The organism is Pseudomonas sp. DCA-1 (assembly GCF_046523955.1).
GTDB classification, from domain to species: Bacteria; Pseudomonadota; Gammaproteobacteria; order Pseudomonadales; family Pseudomonadaceae; genus Aquipseudomonas; species Aquipseudomonas putida_Y.
Genome location: NZ_CP169881.1, coordinates 3,860,653 through 3,883,666, shown reverse-complemented (window position 1 = coordinate 3,883,666; position 23,014 = coordinate 3,860,653). Strand labels below are relative to the sequence as shown.

The following is a 23,014-nucleotide window of genomic DNA, read 5'->3' as shown; positions in this document are numbered from 1 at the left end:
AGGTTTGCCAAGGCATAAAAAAGGGCCCCTTCAAGGGGCCCCTGGGCCTTCGCCCGCCGCCCGGATGGGGCGTGCATGGTAAATCGAATTCAGTGTCCTCGTTCAGCCAACGGCGTGATTTTCGTTGAGTCTATGGATGCCAGCGGTGCCAGTCATTCCGTCCCAGTTATCACCGCGACCTTCACGCCAGCCGTTGATCCAGGCTTGGCGAACAGAAGGAAGATTGAAGGGGCAAAGTTCGCGGGATTTGCCGGTGACCCCGTATTGGTAACCACGTGAATATGCTCTTTCCAACGGATCACGCTTAAGTCTTCTCATAGGGTGTTGCCCTCACTTGTTGACTGTAATGTCCCGTCGGCCTCTCCGAGGCCGGGCAGAGTCGTTCTGCCGGTTTGCGCTCGCTGCCGGCGTGGCGAGCTGAAAGTGCCGCCTCGTTGCGAAGTGGCCTGAGACCAGTTCTATCGAATGCGAGTCACGGTGTGAATGACCGTTTTGTCATAAGCACGTAACCTTTCCAAGGGTCAGGGGATAAGTAAATAAATGCGACTCAACCTTGTTTGGTGTTCAGCCCCGTAATGATCGGGTTTTGCCGTTCTTTGACGTCATTTCGCCAGCGTTGTTTGCGGATGACAGAAATAATTTGAAATGCGACGAAGGGTCACATCGGCCCGCAGGTCGCCAGAATTTCTCGTACTGCCTGATGATCTAAGCTGTCTTTGCCACTGGGCCAGGCACGGATCGGTCAGGCGGCCCGGCTTTTCTGCTGCACTTTGTGTGCGCAGAGGGCCACCCGCACGCCTGCTGGAAAGGTGTACGGGCAAACATCGCGGGGCGATGCGTCGCCCCGTCAGTCAAATAGCCCAAGGCGCTGGAATACTCATGTCGGACCGTTTCGAACTTTACCTCACCTGTCCCAAAGGCCTTGAAAGCCTGCTCGCCGAAGAGGCCAAAGGCCTCGGCCTTGACGAGGTGCGCGAGCACACCTCGGCCATTCGCGGCGCCGCCGACATGGAAACTGCTTACCGCCTGTGTGTCTGGTCGCGGCTGGCCAACCGCGTATTGCTGGTGCTCAAGCGCTTCTCGATGAAGAACGCCGACGACCTTTACGACGGTGTGCACGCGGTCGACTGGGCCGACCACCTGGCAGCCGACGGCACCCTGGCTGTGGAGTTCAGCGGCCATGGCTCAGGCATCGACAATACCCATTTCGGTGCGCTGAAGGTCAAGGATGCGATCGTCGACAAGCTGCGTAACCGCGAAGGCCTGCGCCCGTCCGTGGAAAAGATCGACCCTGACGTGCGTGTGCACCTGCGCCTGGACCGTGGCGAGGCCATTCTGTCCCTCGACCTGTCCGGGCACAGCCTGCACCAGCGTGGCTACCGCCTGCAGCAAGGCGCCGCGCCACTGAAGGAAAACCTGGCGGCAGCGGTGTTGATCCGTGCTGGCTGGCCGCGTATTGCTGCCGAAGGTGGTGCGCTGGCCGACCCGATGTGCGGTGTGGGTACCTTCCTGGTCGAGGCAGCCATGATCGCCGCCGATATCGCCCCTAACCTCAAGCGCGAACGCTGGGGCTTCAGTGCCTGGCTCGGCCATGTGCCGGCGCTGTGGCGCAAGGTGCATGACGAAGCGCAGGCGCGCGCGCAGGCCGGCCTGGCCAAGCCACCATTGTGGATCCGTGGCTACGAGGCTGACCCGCGGCTGATCCAGCCGGGCCGCAACAACGTCGAGCGTGCCGGCCTGGGCGACTGGGTAAAGATCTACCAGGGCGAAGTCAGCACCTTCGAGCCACGTCCGGACCAGAACCAGAAAGGTCTGGTCATCAGCAACCCGCCCTACGGCGAGCGTCTGGGTGACGAAGCCAGCCTGCTGTACCTCTACCAGAATCTGGGCGAGCGCCTGCGCCAGGCCTGCATGGGCTGGGAAGCAGCGGTATTCACCGGCGCGCCGCAACTGGGCAAGCGCATGGGCATTCGTAGCCACAAGCAGTACGCGTTCTGGAACGGCGCATTGCCATGCAAGCTGTTGCTGTTCAAGGTGCAGCCTGACCAGTTCGTCACGGGTGAACGTCGCGAAGCGCAGCCTGAAGGCACCGAAACCCGTCAGCAGGCGCCGCAGGCCAGCGAGCCAGCGCGGCTGTCGGAAGGCGCGCAGATGTTCGCCAACCGCCTGCAAAAGAACCTCAAGCAACTGGGCAAGTGGGCCCGTCGCGAGCAGATCGACTGCTACCGCCTGTACGATGCCGACATGCCCGAATATGCCCTGGCGGTCGACCTGTACCAGGACTGGGTACACGTGCAGGAATACGCCGCGCCACGTTCGGTCGACCCGGACAAGGCTCAGGCGCGCCTGCTCGATGCACTAGCGGCCATCCCGCAGGCGCTGGGTATTTCGCCGCAGCGTGTAGTGCTCAAGCGTCGCGAGCGGCAGAGCGGCACGCGCCAGTACGAACGTCAGGCCACTGAGGGCCGCTTCCAGGAGGTGAGCGAAGGTGGCGTCAAGCTGCTGGTCAACCTCACCGACTACCTGGATACCGGCCTGTTCCTTGACCACCGCCCGATGCGTATGCGCATCCAGCGCGAGGCTGCCGGCAAGCGCTTCCTCAACCTGTTCTGCTACACCGCCACGGCCACTGTGCACGCGGCCAAGGGCGGTGCGCGCAGCACCACCAGCGTCGACTTGTCGAAGACCTACCTGGACTGGGCCCGGCGTAACCTGGCGCTCAATGGCTATTCCGAGCGCAATCGCCTGGAACAGAGCGATGTAATGGCCTGGCTGGAAGGCAACCGTGACAGCTACGACCTGATCTTCATCGACCCGCCAACCTTCTCCAACTCCAAGCGCATGGAAGGCGTATTCGACGTGCAGCGTGATCATGTGCAGCTGCTGGACCTGGCCATGGCCCGCCTGGCGCCGGGTGGCGTGCTGTATTTCTCCAACAACTTCCGCAAGTTCCAGCTGGACGAGCACCTGATGGCGCGTTACGTGGTGGAAGAAATCAGCGCCCAGACCCTGGACCCGGACTTCGCCCGAAATAACCGTATCCATCGCGCCTGGCGTTTGCAGCTTCGGTAAGGCGACGAGGTACATTGCGCGGCTAATGGCCAATAGCTATAACTGAGGTCAGGGCAAGATAATCCGCAGGACGCTGACGTGACGAGATGGGTGTATGTCAAAGGGTGGCGTGCGTGCGCGGTTACTTGGCTTGTGCACAGAGAGGGTGTCTGCCTGGGCGATGGCGCTGATCGCACTGGTGGCCGGCGGCTTGTTGACCGCTGCCCTGGCATTTGCCGCGCACACCTTCTACAAGCAGCAGCTGCGCCAGCGCTTCGAGCTGCTGGCCAGCGAGCGCTTCAGCCGTATTGCCGAGCGCTTTGACGAGCAGCAGCAGCGCCTGGACGGGCTGCGACGGTTTTTCAGCTTTTCCAGCGAAATCACCCTGCGCGAATTCGACGGCTATGCCCGGCCACTGCTGCAACGCACCCTGGCCTATGCCTGGGCGCCGCGCGTCGAGGCTGGGCAACGCGCCGAATTCGAGCGCCTGGCCAGTGCCCATACCGGCCCAGGCTATGTGATTCGTGACCTGGATGCGCAAGGCCAGTGGCGCCCGGCGTCGCAGCGCGACCATTACTTCCCGGTGCTCTATACCCAGTCGGGCGATCGGCCCGGGTTGCCTTATGGCCTGGACCTCGCGGGTCAAAGCGGGCCCCAGGCAGCCCTGGCGCGGGCGCTGGGGCCGGGCAGCATGGCGGTGTCCGAGCCATTGACCCTGTTCGATACCCACTCGGCAGAGCCCGGCCTGCTGATGGTGGCACCGGTATTTTCCGATGCCGACCCCCGTGGTGCGGCCGCGGGCTATGTGATGGCCTTGCTGAGCATGCGCGAGCTGGTCAGCGAGGGGCGGCCGGTAGCGGCCGATGACAACCTTGTGGTGCACATCACGGACCCGTCTGGGTTACAAGGCCCTGTCCTGATGTTCGATTCACAAAATCCAGTCGCGCCCCTGGCGCTGGCCAGCAACCCGGTGTTGCGCCTGGCCGATCACCATTTCCAGCTGAATATTCAACCGAGCCAGGCGTTCGTGCAGGCGAACCGCACCTCGGCAGTGCTGGCGGTCGGTTTGCTGGGCGGGTTGTTGAGCCTGTTGCTCAGCGTGCTGCTCTACAGCCTGTTAAGCCAGCGTCAGCGCGCCCTGGCCCTGGTTGCACAGCGTACAGCCGAACTGCAGGTCAGCGAGCAGTCGTTGCGTGGCACCCACAACCAACTGCGCAGTGTGCTGGACGCCGCGACCCAGGTGGCGATCATCGCCACCAACCTCAAAGGGGTGGTCAGCACGTTCAACGCCGGCGCCGAACGCATGCTCGGTTACGCAGCCAGCGAAGCGATCGGCCGGTTGCGCCTTGACGACCTGGTACTGCCGGAGGAACTGAACCTGCGTGCCCAGGCCTTGAGCTTGCGCTTTGGCCGCGCCATTGCTGGCGGCCAGGCGATGTTCGCGGAAACGGTGCAGGCGCACGGGGCCGAGCCTGGTGAGTGGACCTTGCTACGAGCCGATGGCAGCCAGTTGGTCGCCAACATGCTGGTGACTGCCATGCTCGACGAACAGGGGTTGTGGGTTGGCTACCTGGCCATCTGCATTGATGTTACCGAGCGGCGCCGGGTGCATGAGGCGTTGGCAGCGCGTGACCGGTTGCTGGAAAAGCTCAGCGCCGAAGTGCCGGGCGGCATCTACCAATATCGCCTGGATGCCAACGGCCATTCTTGCTTTCCATACGCCAGCATGGGCCTGTATGACATCTATGAGGTCGACCTGCTGCAGTTGCGTGAGGATGCCGCGGCGGTGTTCGAACGTATCCACCCCGATGACCTGGAGCGCGTGCGCCGCTCGGTGCGCTATTCGGCCGAACACCTGTCACCCTGGCGCGAGGAGTATCGGGTCTGCCTGCCACGGGCCGGGCTGCGCTGGGTGCGTGGCGAGGCGACGCCGGAAGTGGGCGAGCAGGGCTGTACCCTGTGGCATGGCTACCTGACGGACATCTCCGACCTGAAGGGCGTGGAAGAAGAGTTGCGGGCGCTGTCGGTCACCGACTCGCTGACCGGTATCCATAACCGTCGCTACTTCCAGGAGCGGCTCAAGATCGAACTGGAACGGGCCCAGCGCGATGGTTTGGCACTGTCGGTGATCATGCTCGATATTGATCACTTCAAGCGCATCAACGACCGCTTCGGCCATGCCGTCGGCGACCGGGTGCTGCGCAGCCTGTGCCAGCGCATCGGTCAGCGTTTAAGGCGTACCGATGTGTTCTGCCGCTTGGGCGGGGAAGAGTTCATGGTGCTATGCCCGGGCAGCGATGTCGACCAGGCGCGGCTGCTGGCGCTGGAGTTGTGGCAAGGGGTGCGCAATGTGCCGGTGGAAGGCGTGGGCCAGGTGACCGCGAGCTTTGGTGTGGCGCAGTGGCGGTTGGGCGAGGGCGCCGATGCCTTGCTGTTGCGCGCCGATGCCGGCGTGTATGCGGCCAAGCAGGCCGGGCGGGACCGGGTGGAGGGGGAGCCGCTATAAAACCGCGCGCGCGGTCGGCGTAGGGGCCGCTTTGCGGCCCTTGCTCGACCCAAGGCCGCGCCTGCGTCGAGCGCGGGAGCCGGCCCGGGTGATGGCAGGTGGAGTCAGTTGGCCGCTGTGCTGCCAGCCAGCTTCGGCTGGCGATACAGGTCAAGCAGCACCTGGTCCAGCACCTGCGAGGCACCCCACGGTTTGGGGTCGTTGAGGATCGCCGCCACCGCCCAGGTATGGCCGTTGCTGTCGCGGCTGAAGCCGGCAATCGCCCGTACAGTGTTCAGTGTGCCGGTCTTGATGTGCCCTTCACCGGTCATCGCGGTGCGCTTGAGACGCTTGCGCATGGTGCCGTCCATGCCCACCAGCGGCATCGAGCTCATGAACTCGGCGGCGTAAGGGCTCTTCCAGGCGGCTTTGAGCATCTCGGCCATTTCCCGGGTACTGACCCGTTCGGCACGCGACAGGCCAGAGCCGTTTTCCATCACCAGGTGCGGCGCGGTAATGCCCTTTTTCGCCAGCCATTGGCGTACCACGCGCTGGGCAGCACGGGCGTCGTCACCGTCGGCATCGGTGCGGAACTGCGCGCCAAGGCTCAGGAACAGCTGCTGGGCCATGGTGTTGTTGCTGTACTTGTTGATGTCGCGGATCACTTCCACCAGGTCGGGCGAGAAGGCGCGGGCCAGCAGGCGAGCGCTCTTGGGCACATTCTCGATGCGGTCGCCACCCTGGATGTTGCCGCCCAGTTCGCTCCAGATGGCGCGTACGGCACCGGCGGCGTAGGTTGGGTGGTCGAGCAGCGACAGATAGGTTTGCGAGTTGCAGCCGTCACCCAGTTGGCCGCTGACCGTTACACTGATGCCGTCGGCCTGAGGCACCGGGTTGTAGCGTACATCACCGGTGCATTTCTTCGAGGCTACCGGCTTGACCTGGTTGTCGATGCGGATGCGGGCAATCGGCGGCTCGACTGCGACGGTGACCTTGCCACCATCATTACGGGCCACGAAGCGCAGGGCCTTGAGGTTGACCAGCAGTGAGTCGGGCTTGACCAGGAACGGCTTGTTTTCATCGCCGCCGTCATCGTTGAACTGCGGCAGGTTGGGTTGCACGAAGTGGCTGCGGTCCAGCACCAGGTCACCGGTGACGGTGCGCACGCCATTGGCGCGCAGGTCACGCATCAGCAGCCACAGCTTTTCCATGTTCAGTTTGGGGTCACCGCCACCTTTAAGGTAGAGGTTACCGTTAAGCACGCCGTTGCTCAGGGTGCCGTCAGTGTAGAACTCGGTTTTCCACTGGAAGGTCGGGCCAAGCAGTTCGAGGGCGGCGTAGGTGGTGACCAGTTTCATGGTCGACGCCGGGTTCACCGACACATCAGCATTGAACACGGTCGGGGTGCCGGGGCCGTCAAGCGGCAGCATCACCAGCGACAGCGCTGTGTCCTGCAGCTTGTTGGCCTTGAGCGCCTGCTGCACTTTGGCAGGCAGGGTGGTATTGACGGCGGCGTGGCTGGGCAAGGCAAGCGGCAACAGCAGGCCGGCAAGAATGAGGGGTCGAAGCGTTTTGATCATAGTGAGCGAATACCCTGCGGCGAGGGAAAAGGGCTTTGGGGCTGTAAGAGATGATGGCCCCACGACGTAAACAGTACGCATTATGCCCCAAGCGCAGCCGCGATGCGTCACGTTCGACGGAAAAGCAACGCCAATAAAAAAGGCCACCCGAGTGGGGTGGCCTTTTCAGCAATGAACCTTTTCAGCCCGAAGCTGACAAGTATCACTCAGCCTTGTTGATCGGCTTTTCCGGGTACCAGGCGTCCAGCAGCGGGCTGACTTCGATCTTGGTCAGTTCGCCACGGCCTTTGAGCCAGGCTTCAACAGCAGCGCGCTGTTCTTCGCTGACCGAGCCGCGTTTGACCGAGCACACCAGGCCGAAATCGTCACCGCCTACATAATCCAGGCCGTTGGCGTCCATGGCTTCTTCCAGGAACGCGTCGAGGAAAGCATCGATTGCCTGGTCATCCAGATCTTCCTTGAATTCCAGGTTCAGCTCGAAGCCCAATTCCTGAAACTCGTCGACACACAGCTTCTTGCGCAGACGACGGGAGCGGTTTGTGGCCATGAAACAATCCTCTTAGGTAATAACGCCGCGCAGTCTACCAGTTAACACGCCTGGCTGCCTGCCTGAGTAACTGTGCTTGTGGTCAATTCCCTGGCCAGTGCACGGTCCACTCGGCGCATATGTCGTGCCAGTGCCTGGCGCCGCAGGCGCACCTGGGCAGTGGTCAAACCGCTGGCCTCGAGGGCTTCACAGGCCGCCATCAAGTCAGGGGCTTCCAGCATGCGCGCTGCGCTGAGCACCTTGTGGGCCTGCTCGGCAATGGCGCGGCTATCAAGCTGCGGGTGCAGCGCCATCAGGCTGGCCAGGTCGACCTGAAGGCTCTGTTGCAAGGCCTCCAGGAAGCGCTGGCGGTCGACCGGGTCAGGCCCGACCACGGCGGCCAGGCCGTCCAGTTGATACAGCTTGCGTCGGGGGCGTTGCTGGCGGCGCGGGCAAATGCCAGCCAGGCGCTGGCTGAGGGTGCTCAGGCTGATGGGCTTGAGCAGGCAGTCGTCCATGCCGGCGTTCAGGCATTTGCGGCGTACCTCCGGCTGTGCGTTGGCGGTATAGCCGAGTATGGTGCAGCGTGGCCGCCTGGTATGGCGTTCTTCGGCGCGCACGGCAGTCGCCAACTGGTAACCGTTCATGTGCGGCATGTTGCAGTCGAGTACCAGTACATCGAAGTCGCCTGCCCGCCAGGCGGCCAGGCCCTCCCGCCCATCGCGGGCGCTGGCGTGTTCCAGGCCCAGGTAGCCAAGTTGTTGCGCCATCAGTTGCAGGTTGGCCGGGTGGTCATCAATGACCAGCACGTTCAGCCGTGGGTCGGGCACGTCGAGCTGCTCGGGCAAAGGTGTCGGCTGCGCTGCGGCATCAACCCGTTGCAACGGCATTTTCAGGCGCACCTGGGTACCGACATCCTCTAGGCTCTTCATGGACAGGCTGCCGCCCATCATTTCGCACAGGTTGCGGCAGATGGCCAGGCCCAGCCCGGTACCTGCGCGGGCGCCCTGGCTGTGCGGGTTGGCCTGGATAAACGGGTTGAACAGGCGCTGCAGGTCGTCGGGGTGGATGCCGATGCCACTGTCGCGCACCTCCAGCTCCAGTACCGCTGGTGTGCTGGTACCGTCATCCAGCAGGGCGACGCAGATGCGTACCTGACCGTGCTCGGTGAACTTGATGGCGTTGCTCACCAGGTTGGAGAGCACCTGCTTGAAGCGCAGCGGGTCAAGCAGGACATGGCAGCGTGCGGCCGGAGCGATCTGCACCTCCAGGGCCAGGCCTTTCTGCCGCGCCTGGCCATCGAACATGCGCCCCACCGATTCGACCAGCGCCGCCAGGTCGACCACCTCCGGGGCCAGGGACAAGTGCCCGGACTCGATGCGTACGATGTCCAGAATGTCACCGATCAGGCCTAGCAGGTCTTTGGCCGAATGGTGCGCCAGTTCCAGCGCGCTGCGGTCCACCCGGCCCTGGTCGGCGCGCTTGACCGCCAGTTCCAGCATGCCGATCACGGCGTTCATCGGGGTGCGGATTTCGTGGCTGATGGTCGCCAGGAACGTGCTCTTGGCGCGGTTGGCATCGTCGGCCTGCTGCTTGGCCTGGCGCAGCTCCATGACCAGTTGGCGGCGTTCGCTGATGTCGATCCAGCCGCCGATGATCCCCTGCACCTCACCCAGGGAGTCGCGGTACGGCAAGATCCAGTGGTAGATGGTCAGGTCCCGGCCCTTGATCCGTAATGGACGGTCCTTGATCAGCGGCGAGCCCGCAGCCATGACTTTCTGATAATCAGCCTGGATCTGCAGAGCTTGCTCGGAATCGGCAAACAGGCTGTCGTTCAGTTTTTTGCCGATCACCTGGTCGGAGCGGGCCTGCACGGCTTCAAGGTAGCTGTAGTTGCAGCTTTTCAGGCAACCCTCGCGGTCACGCACATACATGGGGTGGGGTGTACCATTGAGCAGGGCGCGCATGAATGCCAGCTGGTCATTCAGCGCGCGTTCGGCGTGCTGGCGCTGGCGAATTTGCAGGCGCAGGCGGGCATTCCAGAGCAAGGCCAGCAACAGAAGCACGGCGGTGGCCAGCACTACCTGCAGGGCAAGGCGGCTGTAGCCTTTGGCGTTGTCGTCCTCATGCCTGCCAAAGCCGCGCCAGCGGTTGTTGATTACCCCCAGCTCCTCCGGTGAGATGCTCAGCAAAGCCTTGTCGAGGATAGACAGCAGCGCCTGTGACGGGCCAGTGGTGGCCATGGCGAAGTTGGCGGGTTCGCTGCCGACCGAGGTGCGGATGACCAGTTCAGGGTTGCTGGCCAAGGCGTGGTTGGCGTCGATCAGGGTGGTGATCACCGCGTCGACGGCCCCACTGTTGAGCAACGCCATGGAGTAGAACGCGCTTTCGGTTTCGACCCAGCTTATTTTGGGGTAGTCCCGGGACAGCATGGCGTTCAGGGTGCTGTAGCGGGTAATGGCGATGCGGTGCCCCTGCAACTGCTCCAGTGAGCTAAGTGTGTTGTTGCCCTTGCGGTTTACCAGCACATAGGCGCTTTCGAGGTAAGGGCGGCTGATTTGCAGGTCGTCCCCTGCTTTCCCGGCGCTGGCCAGTGCGGCGATGACATCAGCCCGGCCATCCTTGAGGCGAGCGACCATGTCGGCAAGGCCACTGGCGCGCTGCACTTCGAAACGCAACCCGGTGCGCAGGCGAATGAGCTCCAGCAGGTCGGCGGTGATGCCTCGGAAATGCCCCGAATCATCGAAATAGGACAGTGGTGCAGCCGCGTCATCTGCCGCCACGCGCATCACCGGGTGCTTCTGCAGCCACTGCTGCTCGGCCTCGCTCAACTGCAGTTGGCGATCGCTCAGCAGCAGGTCGCTGCCAGCGCTCCAGCGTTTGAAGATACTGGAGCGTATGGCCGGGCTCTGCCTGTCCAGGATGGTGTTCACCAGGTCCAGCAGCAAGGTATCTTGCTGACGCAACGCAAAGCTGAAGCCGATGGCCTCGTGTTTGCCGAAGTTGGCCATGCGCAGGCCGGGCAGATGGCCGCGGTTGAGCTGGTAGTGCGTGGAGATGGTGTCGCCGATGAACACGTCGGCCTGGCCGAACGCGACGGCATTCAATGCCTGGCTGGAAGAACTGAAGGCCAGCAGCTCGGCCTTGGGGTAGGCGCTGAGGACTTCCTGTCTGGGCAAATAGTGGTAAAGCATGCTCAGGCGCATGCCGGCAAGGTCCATGTCCAGCGCCCGGTTTTCGTCTTCACGCGTTACCAGTACGGGTTGATCGACGGCATAGGGCTGCGACAGTGCCAGGCCGTCACTGGCCGCTTCGTAGCCATTGGCGCTGCCCAGCAGGTCGATATCGCCGTGCCTGAGCGCCTCTACCGCCGCCTGCCGGCTGGAGAAACGCAGTACCCTCACCGGCAACTGCAAGGCCTTGCCGATCAGGCTTGCATATTCGGCAGTCAGGCCCTGGTAGTCGTTGCCGCCACCGGTGATGTCGAACGGCGGATAGTCGGGTGCCGACGTACCCAGCACCAGTTCCTGGCGGCCTTCGAGCCATTGTCGTTGTTCGGGCGTGAGCACGGGCTGGACCGGTCGGGCCGATGAGCGTGCGATCAACGTAAAGGACGCGGCTTCGCGATGGACAGCCTGTGTCGCGCCGCTGAACAGCAGCAGGGCGAGCAGCAGGCGATTGATGGCTCGGGCCATGACCACGTTCAGACCAGCGCGTTGCGCTTGGCCATCTCGATCAGGTCGACCAGCGTATTGACTTGCAGTTTGTGCATCAGGCGCTTCTTGTAGGTACTGACAGTCTTGCTGCTGAGGAACATGCCCTTGGCAATTTCCTTGTTGCTGCGGCCTTGGGCGAAGAGTTGAAGTACCATCAGTTCGCGGTCATTGACCTGTCGGAAAAGTTGCAGGTCACTGTCGGTCGTCTGGTTGTTTTTTATTGCCTGGCTGGGGAAATAGTTATAACCGGCCAGTACGGCCTTGATTGCACTGAGCAGTTCACTCAGGTCTTCCTGCTTGCAGACATAACCTGCTGCGCCTGAGTGCATGCAACGTACGGCAAACAAGGCCGGGGACTGTGCAGTCAATACCAGAACCTTCAAGGGCAGGGCCATGGTCTGGAAGCGGGCCAGCACCTCCAGGCCGTCTAGCTTGGGGATGCTGATGTCGAGAATGACCAGGTCGGGGTTGCTCTCGCGGATCATCTGCATGGCGTCTACGCCGTTGTCCGACTCGCCGACAATCTTGTAATTCTGGTTTTCCAACAGCATACGGACGGCCAGGCGAATTACCGGATGGTCGTCAACGATAAATATGGAGTGCATGTTCGATTTCCCTGCGATCGATTGAGGGTGACAGAGGGCACCTTATCGCAGTTGGAAGTCGTCGGGCGTGCGGGGAATGGCTGTTAGGCCTATATGGGAAACGGCTTACAAGATAAAACAAAATGGGCTACGGATTAGGTGTGCTTAACTCGATGTCAAAGCGATTTTGGTAACTTTTCATTAGTTTATATTCGTGCCGTTTAGTCTGGCTCCTGTTGATGTAGGAAGTTTCCTGCAAGCGTGGTGCAGCGCCAGGCCGAGCCCGCGCTGCACGGACGCGGTTCAGGTCGGGCTGGAGCGCCCGGTCATCTCCCGGGCCATTTCGCTGGCATAGCTGTCGGTCATGCCGGCAATGAAGTCGATCATGCGCAGGAAGGCGCTGTGCAACGAGGCATGCGGGTCTGGCGCATTGTTGCCGATCAGGTCCAGCACCCTGCGACTCTTGAACGATGGCGTGCGTCCACCGTGCTGTTCGAGGGCCGCCCCGCAGAACGTGTTCAACAGAATCTCCAGGGTGGTATAGGCGCCGATTTCGTGCAGGGTCTTGCGCTTGTCCTGGAAGATCTTGTTGCGTGCCATGTCCTTGGCTTGCAGTACGCAGCGTTTGGCTGGGCCATGCATGTGTTCCACCAGGTCGCCCGCCAGTTGCCCGGCCAACAACGCCTGCTGCTGCTCGACGAAGGCATGGGCGGCGGCGTTGGTCAGGTGTTCGATGGCCTTGCCACGCAGGATTGCCAGCTTGCGCCGGCGGGAGTCGCTTGGGCCGAGCTGGCGGTAGGTTTCTGGCAGGTCATCGCCGACCAGGTCGAGCAACAGCCCTTCGACTTCTGTGTATTGCAGCAGCTCCATTTCCAGGCCGTCTTCCAGGTCGATCAGCGCGTAGCAGATGTCATCGGCAGCCTCCATCAGATACACCAGCGGGTGGCGCGCCCAGCGCTGGTGTTCCAGCTGCGGCAGGCCGAGCTTGCGGGCGATCTGTTCAAGCAGCGGCAGTTCGCTCTGATAGCTGCCGAACTTGTGCTTCTTGTAACCCAGGGCGTCGGCATGGCGGGCGCTCCAAGGGTATTTAAGGTAGGTGCCGAGGGTGGCATAGGTCAGCCGCGTCCCCCCATCGAACTGGTGGTATTCCAGTTGGGTGAGCACGCGAAAGCCTTGGGCATTGCCTTCGAAGTTTAGAAAGTCGGCCCGCTCGTCATCGCTCATGTCGTCCAGCCAGCCACGCCCGGCGGCCTGCTGGAACCAATGGCGAATGGCGTCCTCGCCGGAGTGACCGAATGGCGGGTTGCCGATGTCGTGGGCCAGGCAGGCTGACTGCACGATCATCCCCAGGTCACTGGGGGCGCACCAGTCCGGCAGGTTGTCGCGCAGGGTTTCGCCGACGCGCATGCCCAGCGAGCGGCCGACGCAGCTGACTTCCAGCGAATGAGTCAGGCGCGTATGGATATGGTCGTTGCTCGACACCGGGTGCACCTGGGTCTTGCGGCCGAGGCGGCGAAAGGCACCGGAGAAAATGATGCGGTCATGGTCTTTGTGGAAGGGGCTGCGCCCGAGTTCATCGGCGCTGTACAGGGCTTTGCCCAGCCGTTCGCGGGTAAGCAAGGTGTGCCAGTCCAAGGCGCGTACTCCTTTAGTTTGAAGGCAGCAGCATACCCCGCAGCAAGGGCATTGTGCTGCCGGGTCGCGCGCAGGTCAGGGGCGGCGGCCGCCTTGCAGGTAGAGGCGCACCAGCGGCAGCAGGGTGCTGCCCAAGCGCACCAGGCGGGTCAGGTTGCCGCTGCGTACGCCCTTGCCGGTGAGAAAGCCCAGCGCCACCACGGCGCCGATGCCCCACAGTGGCGCATGCTTGATACCCAGGCCTTCATGTAGTGAGCTGCCCATACCGCGCACGCGGCGCAGCGGTTCAAGCAACTGCCCGGACTCATGGCGGATTTCCTGGCGGTGCATCTCCATGCGCAGGCGCAGCAGCGCCTTGCGCAGTTCACGCGGGTTACGCGTGTTTGGCAGTTCTGGCAGGCTCATGGCAACAGGCGCTCCCTGTCCTTGGCAAGTTCTTCGAGGGTGGCGCCGAAAGGCGATGATTCGTCGAACACCGCCGCCTTCAGGCGCATGGCACAGTACAGTGCGGCAATGCCATAGAACACGCACAGGCCAATGATACCGGCCAGTCGATAGCTGTCCCACAGCAGCACCAGCAGTAGCCCGGACAGTGCGGTCAGCAGCAGCAGGGCGAACACCAGCGCCAGGCCGGCGAACAGCAGCAGGCTCAAAGTGCGGCCTTTCTGCTCCTGCAGCTCGATACCGAACAGCTCGATGTGACTGTGCAGCAGCCCCAGCATGGCCGCACCCAGGCGCTTGCCCGAAGCGCCGGCGCCGTTGGCGTCATTCTCCATGGGTTCCCCTTAGCGCCGGTTGGCCAGCAGACCGATCAACAGGCCGACGCCGGCCGCGATGCCGATCGCCTGCCACGGGTTTTCCTGCACGTACTGCTCGGCGCTGCCCAGCGCCGCCTGACCCCGTTCACGTACCGAGTCCTGGGTCAGTTGCAGGGTTTCGCGGGCCTGGGCCAGGCGCTCGTGAATCTGCTCGCGCAATTCGTCGGCCTGGTCGCCGGCCAGGTTGGCGGTGTCGGCCAGCAGCTTCTCGGTGTCGCGCACCAAGGCCTGGAAGTCAGCCATCAATATCTCTTGTGCATTCTTTGCCGATTTGCTGGCCATGGGTCTCTCCCTGTCGATGAGTGTTGGTAGTTCGAGTGACAGCACGCATGGAAGGTTCAAGTGCGGCTGCTGGTATGGGCCTTGCTAAGTTTTTGCCACGTTGCGGAGCGCCTGTGACCGGTTTTGCGCCGTTTCAGGGCGCCGGCGCAGCGAATACCGATAAACCTTAACCCAATCCACGACAAACCCAAGAAAAAACCACGCAGGCTTCACCCCGCTCACGTGAACAGGGTAGGGGCTGGCACCGATTCGGTGCAGGGATGCAGGTTCTTGAACTGTCCTGGTGCCTTTTTCAGCAGGTCTGCCTATTTCATGGAAAACATGCACAGCGCTATGGACTCTCTGGTCCACGGTTCCAACACCCTGTTCATTCTCATGGGCGCCATCTTGGTGCTGGCCATGCATGCCGGCTTTGCGTTTCTTGAAGTGGGCACGGTGCGCCACAAGAACCAGGTCAACGCCTTGTCGAAGATCCTCAGCGACTTTGCCATCTCGGCGCTGGTCTACTTCTTTATAGGCTACTGGATCGCTTATGGGGTCAACTTCTTCCAGCCGGCAGCGACGCTGGCTGTCGACCATGGCTATGCACTGGTCAAGTGCTTCTTCCTGCTGACCTTTGCGGCGGCGATTCCGGCGATCATTTCCGGGGGCATCGCCGAGCGGGCGCGATTCGTGCCGCAGTTGTGCGCCACGGCATTGATCGTGGCGTTCGTCTATCCGTTCTTCGAGGGTGTGGTGTGGAACGGCAACCTGGGCGTGCAGGCTTGGCTGCAGGCTCGCTTCGGCGCCCCGTTCCATGACTTTGCCGGGTCCGTGGTGGTACACGCCATGGGGGGCTGGCTGGCGCTGGCGGCGGTGCTGCTGCTGGGCGCGCGCCGTGGGCGCTACCGCGAGGGCCGCTTGGTGGCGTTCGCGCCGTCGAGCATTCCCTTTCTGGCGTTGGGCTCGTGGATCCTCATCATCGGCTGGTTCGGCTTCAACGTCATGAGTGCCCAAACCTTGCAGGGTGTCAGTGGCCTGGTGGCGATCAACTCGCTGATGGCCATGGTGGGTGGCACCCTGTCAGCGTTGCTGGCCGGGCGCAACGACCCCGGCTTCCTGCATAACGGTCCGCTGGCCGGGCTGGTTGCGATTTGCGCAGGTTCCGATCTGATGCACCCGGTTGGAGCGCTGGTCACCGGCCTGGTGGCGGGGGCGCTCTTTGTCTGGACTTTCACCGCAGCGCAAAATCGCTGGAAAATCGACGACGTCCTGGGTGTGTGGCCATTGCACGGCCTGTGTGGCGTGTGGGGGGGCATCGCCTGTGGCGTGTTCGGCCAGGTGGCGTTGGGCGGCATGGGCGGTGTCAGCCTGGTCAGCCAGCTGCTGGGCAGCCTGATGGGGGTGCTGGTGGCTTTGGCCGGTGGCTTTGCCGTGTATGGAGCAATCCGTGCGCTGCATGGCCTGCGCTTGAGCCATGAGCAGGAGTTCCAGGGCGCGGACCTGTCGCTGCACCGGATCGGTGCTACCAGCCAGGATTGAGCCAGGTCAGGTGCAGGGTGGGCGTGGCGGGCCTAGTGTGGTGTTTTGCAAATACGGCCAATAACTCGCGAGCGATTGTTGCGCTCAGGCAAGGCGTCGCGACGAGTCGTAGCCCAGCTACGGCGAGGAGCGACAACGCCGCATGAGCGCAAAAAGCGCCGCGAGTTATGGTCGTTATTTGTGAAACACCACACTAGAATAGGCTGTTGTGTACGCCAACCCGGGACCTGCCCCATGCTGCCTGAATGTCAACTGTTCGGTACCCTCGGCTGCCACCTGTGCGAAGTGGCCGAGGCCGTGTTGATGCCCCTCGTCGATCATGGCCTGCTGGTAGAGCTGGTCGACATCGCCGAGAGCGAGCCTTTGTTCGAGCGTTATGGCCTGATCATTCCGGTGCTGCGGCGCTGTGACAACGGCGCCGAGCTGCACTGGCCCTTCGATACCGAACAAGTGGTGGCCTTTCTTGGGCAATGATGGCTGCAGAGGAGTTGCAACCCTGCTCCATGATTTGTGAAGCGAGCTGATGATCTGTTGCAGGCGCACCGTCGCCGGTAACCTTCTCCATCATCGGAATAGCTCGCCATGCTGATCACTCCACATTTCACCTTCGATGAAATGACCGTTTCCCAGCTCGCCGCCCGGGACGGGTTCGATAATGCACCGCCCCTCGAAGCCAGGGCCAACCTGCAATTGCTGTGCTGTGCGCTGGAGCAGGTACGTGCATTGTTCGACGCGCCCATCATCATCAGCAGCGGGTATCGCAGTGAAAGGGTCAACCGGTTGATCGGTGGCGCCTCCGACAGCCAGCACGTACAAGGGCTGGCGGCGGACTTCACGGTGATCGAGGTCAGCCCGCGCGAGACTGTCCGGCGAATCAGCGAAAGTGCGGTGCCCTTCGATCAGTTGATCCTGGAATTCGACAAATGGGTGCATCTGTCGGTGACGCGCGGCACGCCGCGCAGGCAGGTGCTGACCCTGCGCAAAGGCAGCGGCTACCTGGCGGGGCTGCAATGAAGCGCATTGACGGCAGCAAGGGGATGTTCGTATGCTGTATATAAATACAGTATCGAGGTGAAGCCATGCTCAATGTCGAGCAACTCAAGTACAGCGTCAACCGCATGCCCGTGGAACGGGTGGCTGACGCCGTTCTGGAACTGCGCCTCGAAGGCCTGGTAACCGGCGACTGCACGCCGTTCGGCAAAGTCCACTTCAATACCTGCTTCGCCGAGATCGAGGCCTTGTTCCAGCGGGCCGGTTACCACCGCGGGTTGGATGTGGTGGGCTATCAGGGGTTGCTCTATGCCCTCTATGACCCTGGCCGCTGGGAGCCGGTACAGGTACTGCGCTGGCTGAAGGAGCGCTGCGAGGCGATGGCCCGGGCTGGTTGAGGGCACGGGCTTGGGCGATAATGCGCGGCCATCAATGTCCCGAGCCCAGCCATGACCACGCCTTTCGACCCCGCCCGCCAGCAAGCCAGTACGGTGTGCTTGCCACCTGGTAACTGGGTGACCGTGCTCGATTGCTTGTGTGATCACTTCAAGGCTATTGACCGCGCCCAGTGGCTTGACCGCTTTGCCCGTGGCCGGGTGCTGGATGCCGAGGGGCAGGCAGTTGCCGCCGACCTGCCTTACAAGCGTGGCATGCGTTTGCATTACTTCCGTGAGGTGCCGAACGAACGGCCGATCCCGGTGCAGGAGGTGGTGCTGCATGTGGACGAGCACCTGGTGGTGGCCGATAAACCGCATTTTCTGCCGGTGACGCCGACCGGTGAATATGTCGAGCAGACTTTGTTGCGCCGCCTGATCCGTCGCCTGGACAACCCGCACCTGGTGCCGTTGCACCGTATTGACCGGCACACCGCCGGGCTTGTGCTGTTTTCTGCCAACCCGCACAGCCGCAGCGCTTACCAGCGGCTGTTCCCCGAGCGGCGTATCGACAAGCGTTACCAGGCCATTGCCGCTGCCATGCCGCAGCATGTGTTCCCGCTGGTGCACAAAAGCCGCCTGGTGCATGGCGAGCCATTTTTCCGCATGCATGAGGTGGAGGGTGATGCCAACAGTGAAACGCTGGCCGAGGTGCTGGAGAAGAACGGTGAGCAATGGCGCTATGGGCTGTCGCCAGTGACCGGCAAGACCCATCAATTGCGTGTTCACATGGCGGCTTTGGGTGCAGGGATCAGCAATGACCCGTTCTATCCGCAATTGCTCAATGAAGAGGATGACTACCAGCGGCCGCTGAAACTGCTGGCGCAAAGCCTGCGTTTCGAGGACCCGCTGAGCGGGGAAGAGCGCTACTTCGAGAGCCGCTTGCGGTTGGACTGGTGACACAGCAAGCGGGCTTACGCGGTCCTTGAGCGGGCTTGCCCGCGAACACCGGCAAAGCCGGTGCCCACCCACAGCGGTGGCGCGGCAAGCCGTGAGCTTCAGCGGTTGAAACGCTCCACCAGCGAATACTGGCTGCCCGCAGTGCTGGTCAATTCCTCGCTCAGCAGTGCCGAGTGCTGCGCCTGTTCGGCGGTCTGGTCGGCCAGTTCGGCAATGGTGCTGATGTTGCGGCTGATCTCGTCAGCCACTGCGGTCTGCTCCTCGGTTGCAGCAGCAATCTGGGTAGCCATGTCGGTGATATTGGCTACCGCTTCGCTGATGCCTACCAGCGCCTCGTCGGCCTGCATTACCCGATCAACGCCTTCCTGTGCCTGGCGGTGGCCGGTTTCCATGGTCAGCACTGCGTTGCTGGCGGTTTGTTGCAGCTTGGCGATCAGGCCGTGGATCTGCCCGGTGGATTCGGCGGTGCGCTGCACATGGTTGGCCACTTCCTGGGTGGTGGCAGCCATCTGGTTTACCGCAGCGGCGACTTGTTCGGTCTCCACCCGCTGGCGCTCCAGCCCCGAAGAGCTCTTGTGCGCCAAGGCATCGGACTGCCGTGCCTGGTCGCTCAGGTGCTCGGCACTGTCTTGTAGGCGTGTCAGGCAGGTTTTCATGCGTGCGTCCTGGCTGAGCATGGCCATTTCCAGGCGCGCCTGCACGCCACGGCTGTCGGTGTACATCTGCGCGATCAGTGGGTCGGAAGTGGTTTGCTCGGCCAGGCGCAGCAGGCGCTTGAGGCCGCGTTGCTGCCAGCTCAGGCCAAGCAGGCCCAGTGGTACCGAAAGCCCTGCGGCCAAGGCAAAGCCCCAGGAATGACCCAGCCAGTTGCCAATCAGGAAGCCCACCTGGCTGATCAGGATGAACGGTAGCCAGTCCTGCAGCACCGGCAGCCACTTGTCGCGGCGCGGTACCGGCGGCTTGCCTTGGTTGATGCGCTGGTACAGAGCCTCGGCGCGGCGGATCTGCTCGGCGGTGGGCTTGACTCGCACCGACTCGAAGCCAACGACCTGGTTGTTATCGAAGATGGGGGTGACATAGGCGTTGACCCAGTAATGGTCGCCGGACTTGCAGCGGTTCTTGACGATACCCATCCACGGCTGGCCCTGCTTGAGGGTTTGCCACATATGGGCAAACACGGCAGGCGGTACGTCGGGGTGGCGCACCAGGTTGTGCGGTGCGCCAGTCAGCTCCTCGCGGGTGAAACCACTGATTTCGATAAAGGCATCGTTGCAGTAGGTCACCACACCCTTGGCGTTGGTAGTGGAGATCAACCGCTGCTGGGCAGGGAAAGTCCGTTCTCTCTGGGTAATCGGCTGGTTGTTACGCATGGGTGATAGTCCGCAGGGCTTTCGACAGGTATCGGCAAGCCGCTGGTTTTATTGAATGGATATTTGGTTCATTGATTGCCATCAATGACGGGTGAGTCAGATGATGACCGAATGGGTGGCCAAGGGCCAGCCCTGTCGCGAGGGACTTGGACGCATACGGCTGTGGGGCACCGGCGCCCATGTGACCAAGCGCCGCCCGCGCGGCGCTCGGTTTAGAAAACGGCACAAATCCTGTGCCAGGCTATCCGTCTCAGCCAGCGATCATCTGGCGCAATACATAATGCAGAATCCCCCCCGCCTTGAAGTACTCCACCTCGTTCAGGGTATCAATCCGGCATAGCACCTCGATCTGTTCCTGCTGGCCATCTTCGCGGGTAATGCGCAAGGGCAGGCTCATGCCGGGGTGGAGATGTGCACCGTCCAGCCCCAGTACATCGATCTGCTCCTTGCCGGTCAGCCCCAACTGTTTGCGGTTGTGCCCCGCCTTGAACTGCAGCGGTAACACGCCCATGCCCACCAGGTTGGAGCGGTGGATACGCTCGAAGCTTTCCGCCAGCACGGCCTTGACCCCCAGCAGGTTGGTACCCTTGGCTGCCCAGTCGCGGCTCGAACCGGTGCCGTACTCCTGGCCGGCAATCACCACCAGCGGGGTGCCTTCCTGCTGGTAACGCATGGCTGCGTCGTAGATCGACAGCTTCTCGCCAGTGGGCACATGCAAGGTGTTACCGCCTTCTTCTCCTGCCAGCATTTCGTTGCGGATACGGATGTTGGCGAAGGTGCCGCGCATCATCACTTCATGGTTGCCGCGCCGCGAACCGTAGGAGTTGAAATCGTGTGGCTCCACACCCTGTTCCCGTAGGTAGCGCCCGGCCGGGCTGTCGGTCTTGATGTTGCCGGCGGGGGAAATGTGGTCAGTGGTCACGGAGTCGCCCAACAGCGCCAGCACCCGTGCGCCGTGAATATTGGCAATTTGTGGTGGCGGCCCGCCGATGCCGTCGAAAAACGGTGGGTGCTGAATGTAGGTGGAGTCAGCCTTCCACACGTAAGTGGCGGCCTGTGGCACCTCGATGGCCTGCCACTGCGCATCACCGGCAAACACTTCGGCGTATTCCTTGTGGAACATCGCCGTATCGACCTTGGCCACAGCCTCGGCAATTTCCTGCTGACTCGGCCAGATATCACGCAGGTAGACCGGTTGGCCGTCCTTGCCTGAGCCTAGCGGGTCGCGCGTCAGGTCCAGGCGCACGCTGCCGGCCAGGGCGTAGGCCACCACCAGCGGGGGCGAGGCCAGCCAGTTGGTCTTGACCAACGGGTGCACGCGGCCTTCGAAGTTGCGGTTGCCCGACAGCACCGAGGCCACGGTGAGGTCGGCGCTGCCAATAGCTTTCTCGATCGCCTCGTCCAGCGGGCCGGAGTTGCCGATGCAGGTGGTGCAGCCATAACCGACCAGATCAAAACCCAACTGGTCGAGGTAAGACGTGAGCCCGGCTGCCTTGAAGTAGTCGGTGACCACCTTGGAGCCCGGCGCCAGCGAGCTCTTGACCCAGGGTTTGCGTTGCAGGCCTTTTTCCAGTGCTTTTTTCGCCACCAGCCCGGCAGCCATCATCACGCTGGGGTTGGACGTGTTGGTGCATGAGGTGATCGCGGCAATCACCACGGCTCCATCGCGCAGGGTGTGGGTCTGGCCCTGATGGCTGTAGTCGATCGCGCCGGTCTGGTCGGCGTTGCCCACCGCCACACCGCCGCCGCCCTCGCTTTCCAGGCGGCCAACTTCTTTGGCCAGCGGTTTGGGCTGCAGCTCGATGAAGTGGTCGAAGGCTTGGCTGACCTGGCCCAGTGCTACGCGGTCCTGTGGCCGCTTGGGCCCGGCCAGGCTGGCTTCGACCTCGTCCATGTCCAGTGCCAGCGTGTCGCTGAATGACGGTTCATGGCCGGGCAGGCGCCACATGCCCTGCGCCTTGCAGTACTGCTCCACCAGCTGCACGGTCGCTTCGGGGCGGCCCGAAAGGCGCAGATAGTCCAGGGTGACCTGGTCGACCGGGAAAAAGCCACAGGTGGCGCCGTATTCCGGTGCCATGTTGGCAATGGTCGCGCGGTCGGCCAGGGGCAGCTCGGCCAGGCCGTCGCCATAGAATTCAACGAACTTGCCCACCACGCCTTTCTTGCGCAGCATCTGCGTCACGGTCAGCACCAGGTCAGTGGCAGTGATGCCCTCTCGCAGCTTGCCGGTCAGCTTGAAGCCGATTACCTCGGGGATCAGCATCGATACCGGCTGGCCGAGCATGGCCGCTTCCGCTTCGATGCCGCCGACACCCCAGCCAAGTACGCCCAGGCCGTTGATCATGGTGGTGTGCGAGTCTGTGCCCACCAAGGTATCGGGGAAGGCATAGGTGCGGCCATCAGCCTCACGGGTCCACACCGTGCGGCCCAGGTATTCCAGGTTGACCTGGTGGCAAATGCCGGTGCCCGGGGGTACTACGCGGAAATTGTCGAACGCGCTCTGGCCCCAACGCAGAAAGGCATAGCGCTCACCATTGCGCTGCATTTCGATGTCGACGTTTTCGGCAAAGGCTTGCGGCGTGCCGTAGCGGTCGACCATTACCGAGTGGTCGATCACCAGGTCGACCGGTGACAGCGGGTTGATCCGTTGTGGGTCGCCACCAGCCTTGGCCATGGCGGCGCGCATGGCCGCCAGGTCGACCACGGCAGGTACGCCGGTGAAGTCCTGCATCAGCACCCGCGCCGGGCGGTACTGGATCTCGCGGTCGGAGCGCCGTTCGCCAAGCCATTGGGCAATGGCGCGCAAGTCGTCGCCAGTGACGGTTGTGCCGTCCTCCCAGCGCAGCAGATTTTCCAGCAGCACTTTCAGCGACATGGGTAGGCGCTGCAGGTCACCCAGCTGGCGGGCGGCCTCAGTGAGGCTGAAGTAGTGGTAGGTCTGGTCGCCGACCTTGAGGGGCTTGAGGGTGTTCAGGCTATCGAGCGAGGGCATTGCCAACTCCTTCTGCACCGGTGCCCGGCAAATATTCACGGTTTGCCGGCAGCACCGCTCTGTATCGGTCCGCACGGTACGGACCTGGCTGAGTGGTCAGGTTAGACCGGTTTAGGCTACCTGACCCTTT

The 23,014-nt window shown here is 62.6% G+C and carries 18 protein-coding genes; 7 read left to right on the top strand and 11 right to left on the bottom strand.

Going from position 1 to position 23,014, the window contains the following annotated elements; all coding sequences use genetic code 11:
• Positions 1–102 precede the first annotated feature (102 nt).
• Complete coding sequence (rmf, locus tag ACE4QZ_RS18325) at positions 103–318, bottom strand: ribosome modulation factor (protein ID WP_003248687.1); 216 nt, start codon at positions 316–318, stop codon at positions 103–105.
• Between the two features lie 561 nt (positions 319–879).
• Here rmf and rlmKL point away from each other — a divergent pair.
• Together rlmKL and ACE4QZ_RS18315 are read left to right on the top strand one after the other, a co-directional pair.
• On the top strand, positions 880–3,072 hold the full coding sequence (gene rlmKL, locus ACE4QZ_RS18320) for a bifunctional 23S rRNA (guanine(2069)-N(7))-methyltransferase RlmK/23S rRNA (guanine(2445)-N(2))-methyltransferase RlmL (protein WP_021785460.1): 2,193 nt from the start codon (positions 880–882) through the stop codon (positions 3,070–3,072).
• A 94-nt stretch (positions 3,073–3,166) separates the two neighbouring features.
• Positions 3,167–5,557, top strand: a complete 2,391-nt coding sequence (locus ACE4QZ_RS18315) for a diguanylate cyclase (protein WP_410480106.1) — start codon at positions 3,167–3,169, stop codon at positions 5,555–5,557.
• Between the two features lie 104 nt (positions 5,558–5,661).
• On the opposite strand, the gene dacB is transcribed toward ACE4QZ_RS18315, so the two are convergent.
• The 8 genes from dacB to ACE4QZ_RS18275 form a co-directional block, all read right to left on the bottom strand.
• Positions 5,662–7,116 (bottom strand): D-alanyl-D-alanine carboxypeptidase/D-alanyl-D-alanine-endopeptidase, encoded by a 1,455-nt coding sequence (dacB, locus tag ACE4QZ_RS18310; RefSeq protein ID WP_021785459.1) that lies wholly within the window; start codon positions 7,114–7,116, stop codon positions 5,662–5,664.
• 202 nt (positions 7,117–7,318) lie between these two features.
• Positions 7,319–7,663, bottom strand: coding sequence for a YggL family protein (locus ACE4QZ_RS18305; RefSeq protein ID WP_021785458.1), 345 nt, complete (start codon positions 7,661–7,663; stop codon positions 7,319–7,321).
• A gap of 41 nt (positions 7,664–7,704) precedes the next feature.
• A complete protein-coding gene (locus ACE4QZ_RS18300) occupies positions 7,705–11,337 on the bottom strand; it encodes an ATP-binding protein (protein WP_021785457.1) in 3,633 nt (1,210 codons plus the stop codon).
• A gap of 8 nt (positions 11,338–11,345) precedes the next feature.
• The gene (locus ACE4QZ_RS18295) at positions 11,346–11,963 is read right to left on the bottom strand and encodes a response regulator transcription factor (RefSeq protein ID WP_021785456.1); all 618 of its coding nucleotides are present in this window, start codon (positions 11,961–11,963) and stop codon (positions 11,346–11,348) included.
• Positions 11,964–12,245: 282 nt separating this feature from the next.
• Entirely contained in the window at positions 12,246–13,577 is a 1,332-nt protein-coding gene (locus ACE4QZ_RS18290) for a deoxyguanosinetriphosphate triphosphohydrolase (protein ID WP_021785455.1), read from the bottom strand.
• A 75-nt stretch (positions 13,578–13,652) separates the two neighbouring features.
• Positions 13,653–13,982, bottom strand: coding sequence for a hypothetical protein (locus ACE4QZ_RS18285; RefSeq protein ID WP_003248704.1), 330 nt, complete (start codon positions 13,980–13,982; stop codon positions 13,653–13,655).
• Complete coding sequence (locus ACE4QZ_RS18280; RefSeq protein ID WP_021785454.1) at positions 13,979–14,353, bottom strand: phage holin family protein; 375 nt, start codon at positions 14,351–14,353, stop codon at positions 13,979–13,981. Before ACE4QZ_RS18280 ends, ACE4QZ_RS18285 begins: the two co-directional genes overlap by 4 nt.
• Positions 14,354–14,362: 9 nt before the next feature.
• Positions 14,363–14,677 (bottom strand): YqjD family protein, encoded by a 315-nt coding sequence (locus ACE4QZ_RS18275; RefSeq protein WP_021785453.1) that lies wholly within the window; start codon positions 14,675–14,677, stop codon positions 14,363–14,365.
• Between the two features lie 312 nt (positions 14,678–14,989).
• Between ACE4QZ_RS18275 and ACE4QZ_RS18270 the strand changes: the two genes are divergently transcribed.
• The 5 genes from ACE4QZ_RS18270 to ACE4QZ_RS18250 all read left to right on the top strand — a co-directional run bounded on the left by ACE4QZ_RS18270 (position 14,990) and on the right by ACE4QZ_RS18250 (position 18,522).
• The gene (locus ACE4QZ_RS18270; protein WP_021785452.1) at positions 14,990–16,198 is read left to right on the top strand and encodes an ammonium transporter; all 1,209 of its coding nucleotides are present in this window, start codon (positions 14,990–14,992) and stop codon (positions 16,196–16,198) included.
• A gap of 234 nt (positions 16,199–16,432) precedes the next feature.
• A complete protein-coding gene (locus ACE4QZ_RS18265; RefSeq protein ID WP_010953106.1) occupies positions 16,433–16,672 on the top strand; it encodes a glutaredoxin family protein in 240 nt (79 codons plus the stop codon).
• A 108-nt stretch (positions 16,673–16,780) separates the two neighbouring features.
• Positions 16,781–17,212 (top strand): D-Ala-D-Ala carboxypeptidase family metallohydrolase, encoded by a 432-nt coding sequence (locus ACE4QZ_RS18260; protein WP_021785451.1) that lies wholly within the window; start codon positions 16,781–16,783, stop codon positions 17,210–17,212.
• Between the two features lie 65 nt (positions 17,213–17,277).
• Positions 17,278–17,586, top strand: coding sequence for a transcriptional regulator (locus tag ACE4QZ_RS18255; protein WP_103443928.1), 309 nt, complete (start codon positions 17,278–17,280; stop codon positions 17,584–17,586).
• A 51-nt stretch (positions 17,587–17,637) separates the two neighbouring features.
• A complete protein-coding gene (locus tag ACE4QZ_RS18250; RefSeq protein WP_021785449.1) occupies positions 17,638–18,522 on the top strand; it encodes a pseudouridine synthase in 885 nt (294 codons plus the stop codon).
• Between the two features lie 98 nt (positions 18,523–18,620).
• On the opposite strand, the gene ACE4QZ_RS18245 is transcribed toward ACE4QZ_RS18250, so the two are convergent.
• On the bottom strand, positions 18,621–19,892 hold the full coding sequence (locus ACE4QZ_RS18245) for a methyl-accepting chemotaxis protein (protein ID WP_410480105.1): 1,272 nt from the start codon (positions 19,890–19,892) through the stop codon (positions 18,621–18,623).
• A gap of 250 nt (positions 19,893–20,142) precedes the next feature.
• A complete protein-coding gene (gene acnA / locus ACE4QZ_RS18240; RefSeq protein WP_021785447.1) occupies positions 20,143–22,884 on the bottom strand; it encodes an aconitate hydratase AcnA in 2,742 nt (913 codons plus the stop codon).
• Positions 22,885–23,014: the final 130 nt, after the last annotated feature.

Bases quoted from the DNA above. Each gene is read 5' to 3' on its own strand.
- acnA (WP_021785447.1), bottom strand. From the start codon at position 22,884: ATGCCCTCGCTCGATAGCCTGAACACCCTCAAGCCCCTCAAGGTCGGC.
- ACE4QZ_RS18245 (WP_410480105.1), bottom strand. From the start codon at position 19,892: ATGCGTAACAACCAGCCGATTACCCAGAGAGAACGGACTTTCCCTGCC.
- ACE4QZ_RS18250 (WP_021785449.1), top strand. From the start codon at position 17,638: ATGACCACGCCTTTCGACCCCGCCCGCCAGCAAGCCAGTACGGTGTGC.
- ACE4QZ_RS18260 (WP_021785451.1), top strand. From the start codon at position 16,781: ATGCTGATCACTCCACATTTCACCTTCGATGAAATGACCGTTTCCCAG.
- ACE4QZ_RS18300 (WP_021785457.1), bottom strand. From the start codon at position 11,337: ATGGCCCGAGCCATCAATCGCCTGCTGCTCGCCCTGCTGCTGTTCAGC.
- ACE4QZ_RS18255 (WP_103443928.1), top strand. From the start codon at position 17,278: ATGCTCAATGTCGAGCAACTCAAGTACAGCGTCAACCGCATGCCCGTG.
- rlmKL (WP_021785460.1), top strand. From the start codon at position 880: ATGTCGGACCGTTTCGAACTTTACCTCACCTGTCCCAAAGGCCTTGAA.
- ACE4QZ_RS18285 (WP_003248704.1), bottom strand. From the start codon at position 13,982: ATGAGCCTGCCAGAACTGCCAAACACGCGTAACCCGCGTGAACTGCGC.
- ACE4QZ_RS18265 (WP_010953106.1), top strand. From the start codon at position 16,433: ATGCTGCCTGAATGTCAACTGTTCGGTACCCTCGGCTGCCACCTGTGC.
- ACE4QZ_RS18315 (WP_410480106.1), top strand. From the start codon at position 3,167: ATGTCAAAGGGTGGCGTGCGTGCGCGGTTACTTGGCTTGTGCACAGAG.
- rmf (WP_003248687.1), bottom strand. From the start codon at position 318: ATGAGAAGACTTAAGCGTGATCCGTTGGAAAGAGCATATTCACGTGGT.
- ACE4QZ_RS18305 (WP_021785458.1), bottom strand. From the start codon at position 7,663: ATGGCCACAAACCGCTCCCGTCGTCTGCGCAAGAAGCTGTGTGTCGAC.
- ACE4QZ_RS18295 (WP_021785456.1), bottom strand. From the start codon at position 11,963: ATGCACTCCATATTTATCGTTGACGACCATCCGGTAATTCGCCTGGCC.
- dacB (WP_021785459.1), bottom strand. From the start codon at position 7,116: ATGATCAAAACGCTTCGACCCCTCATTCTTGCCGGCCTGCTGTTGCCG.
- ACE4QZ_RS18280 (WP_021785454.1), bottom strand. From the start codon at position 14,353: ATGGAGAATGACGCCAACGGCGCCGGCGCTTCGGGCAAGCGCCTGGGT.
- ACE4QZ_RS18270 (WP_021785452.1), top strand. From the start codon at position 14,990: ATGGAAAACATGCACAGCGCTATGGACTCTCTGGTCCACGGTTCCAAC.
- ACE4QZ_RS18275 (WP_021785453.1), bottom strand. From the start codon at position 14,677: ATGGCCAGCAAATCGGCAAAGAATGCACAAGAGATATTGATGGCTGAC.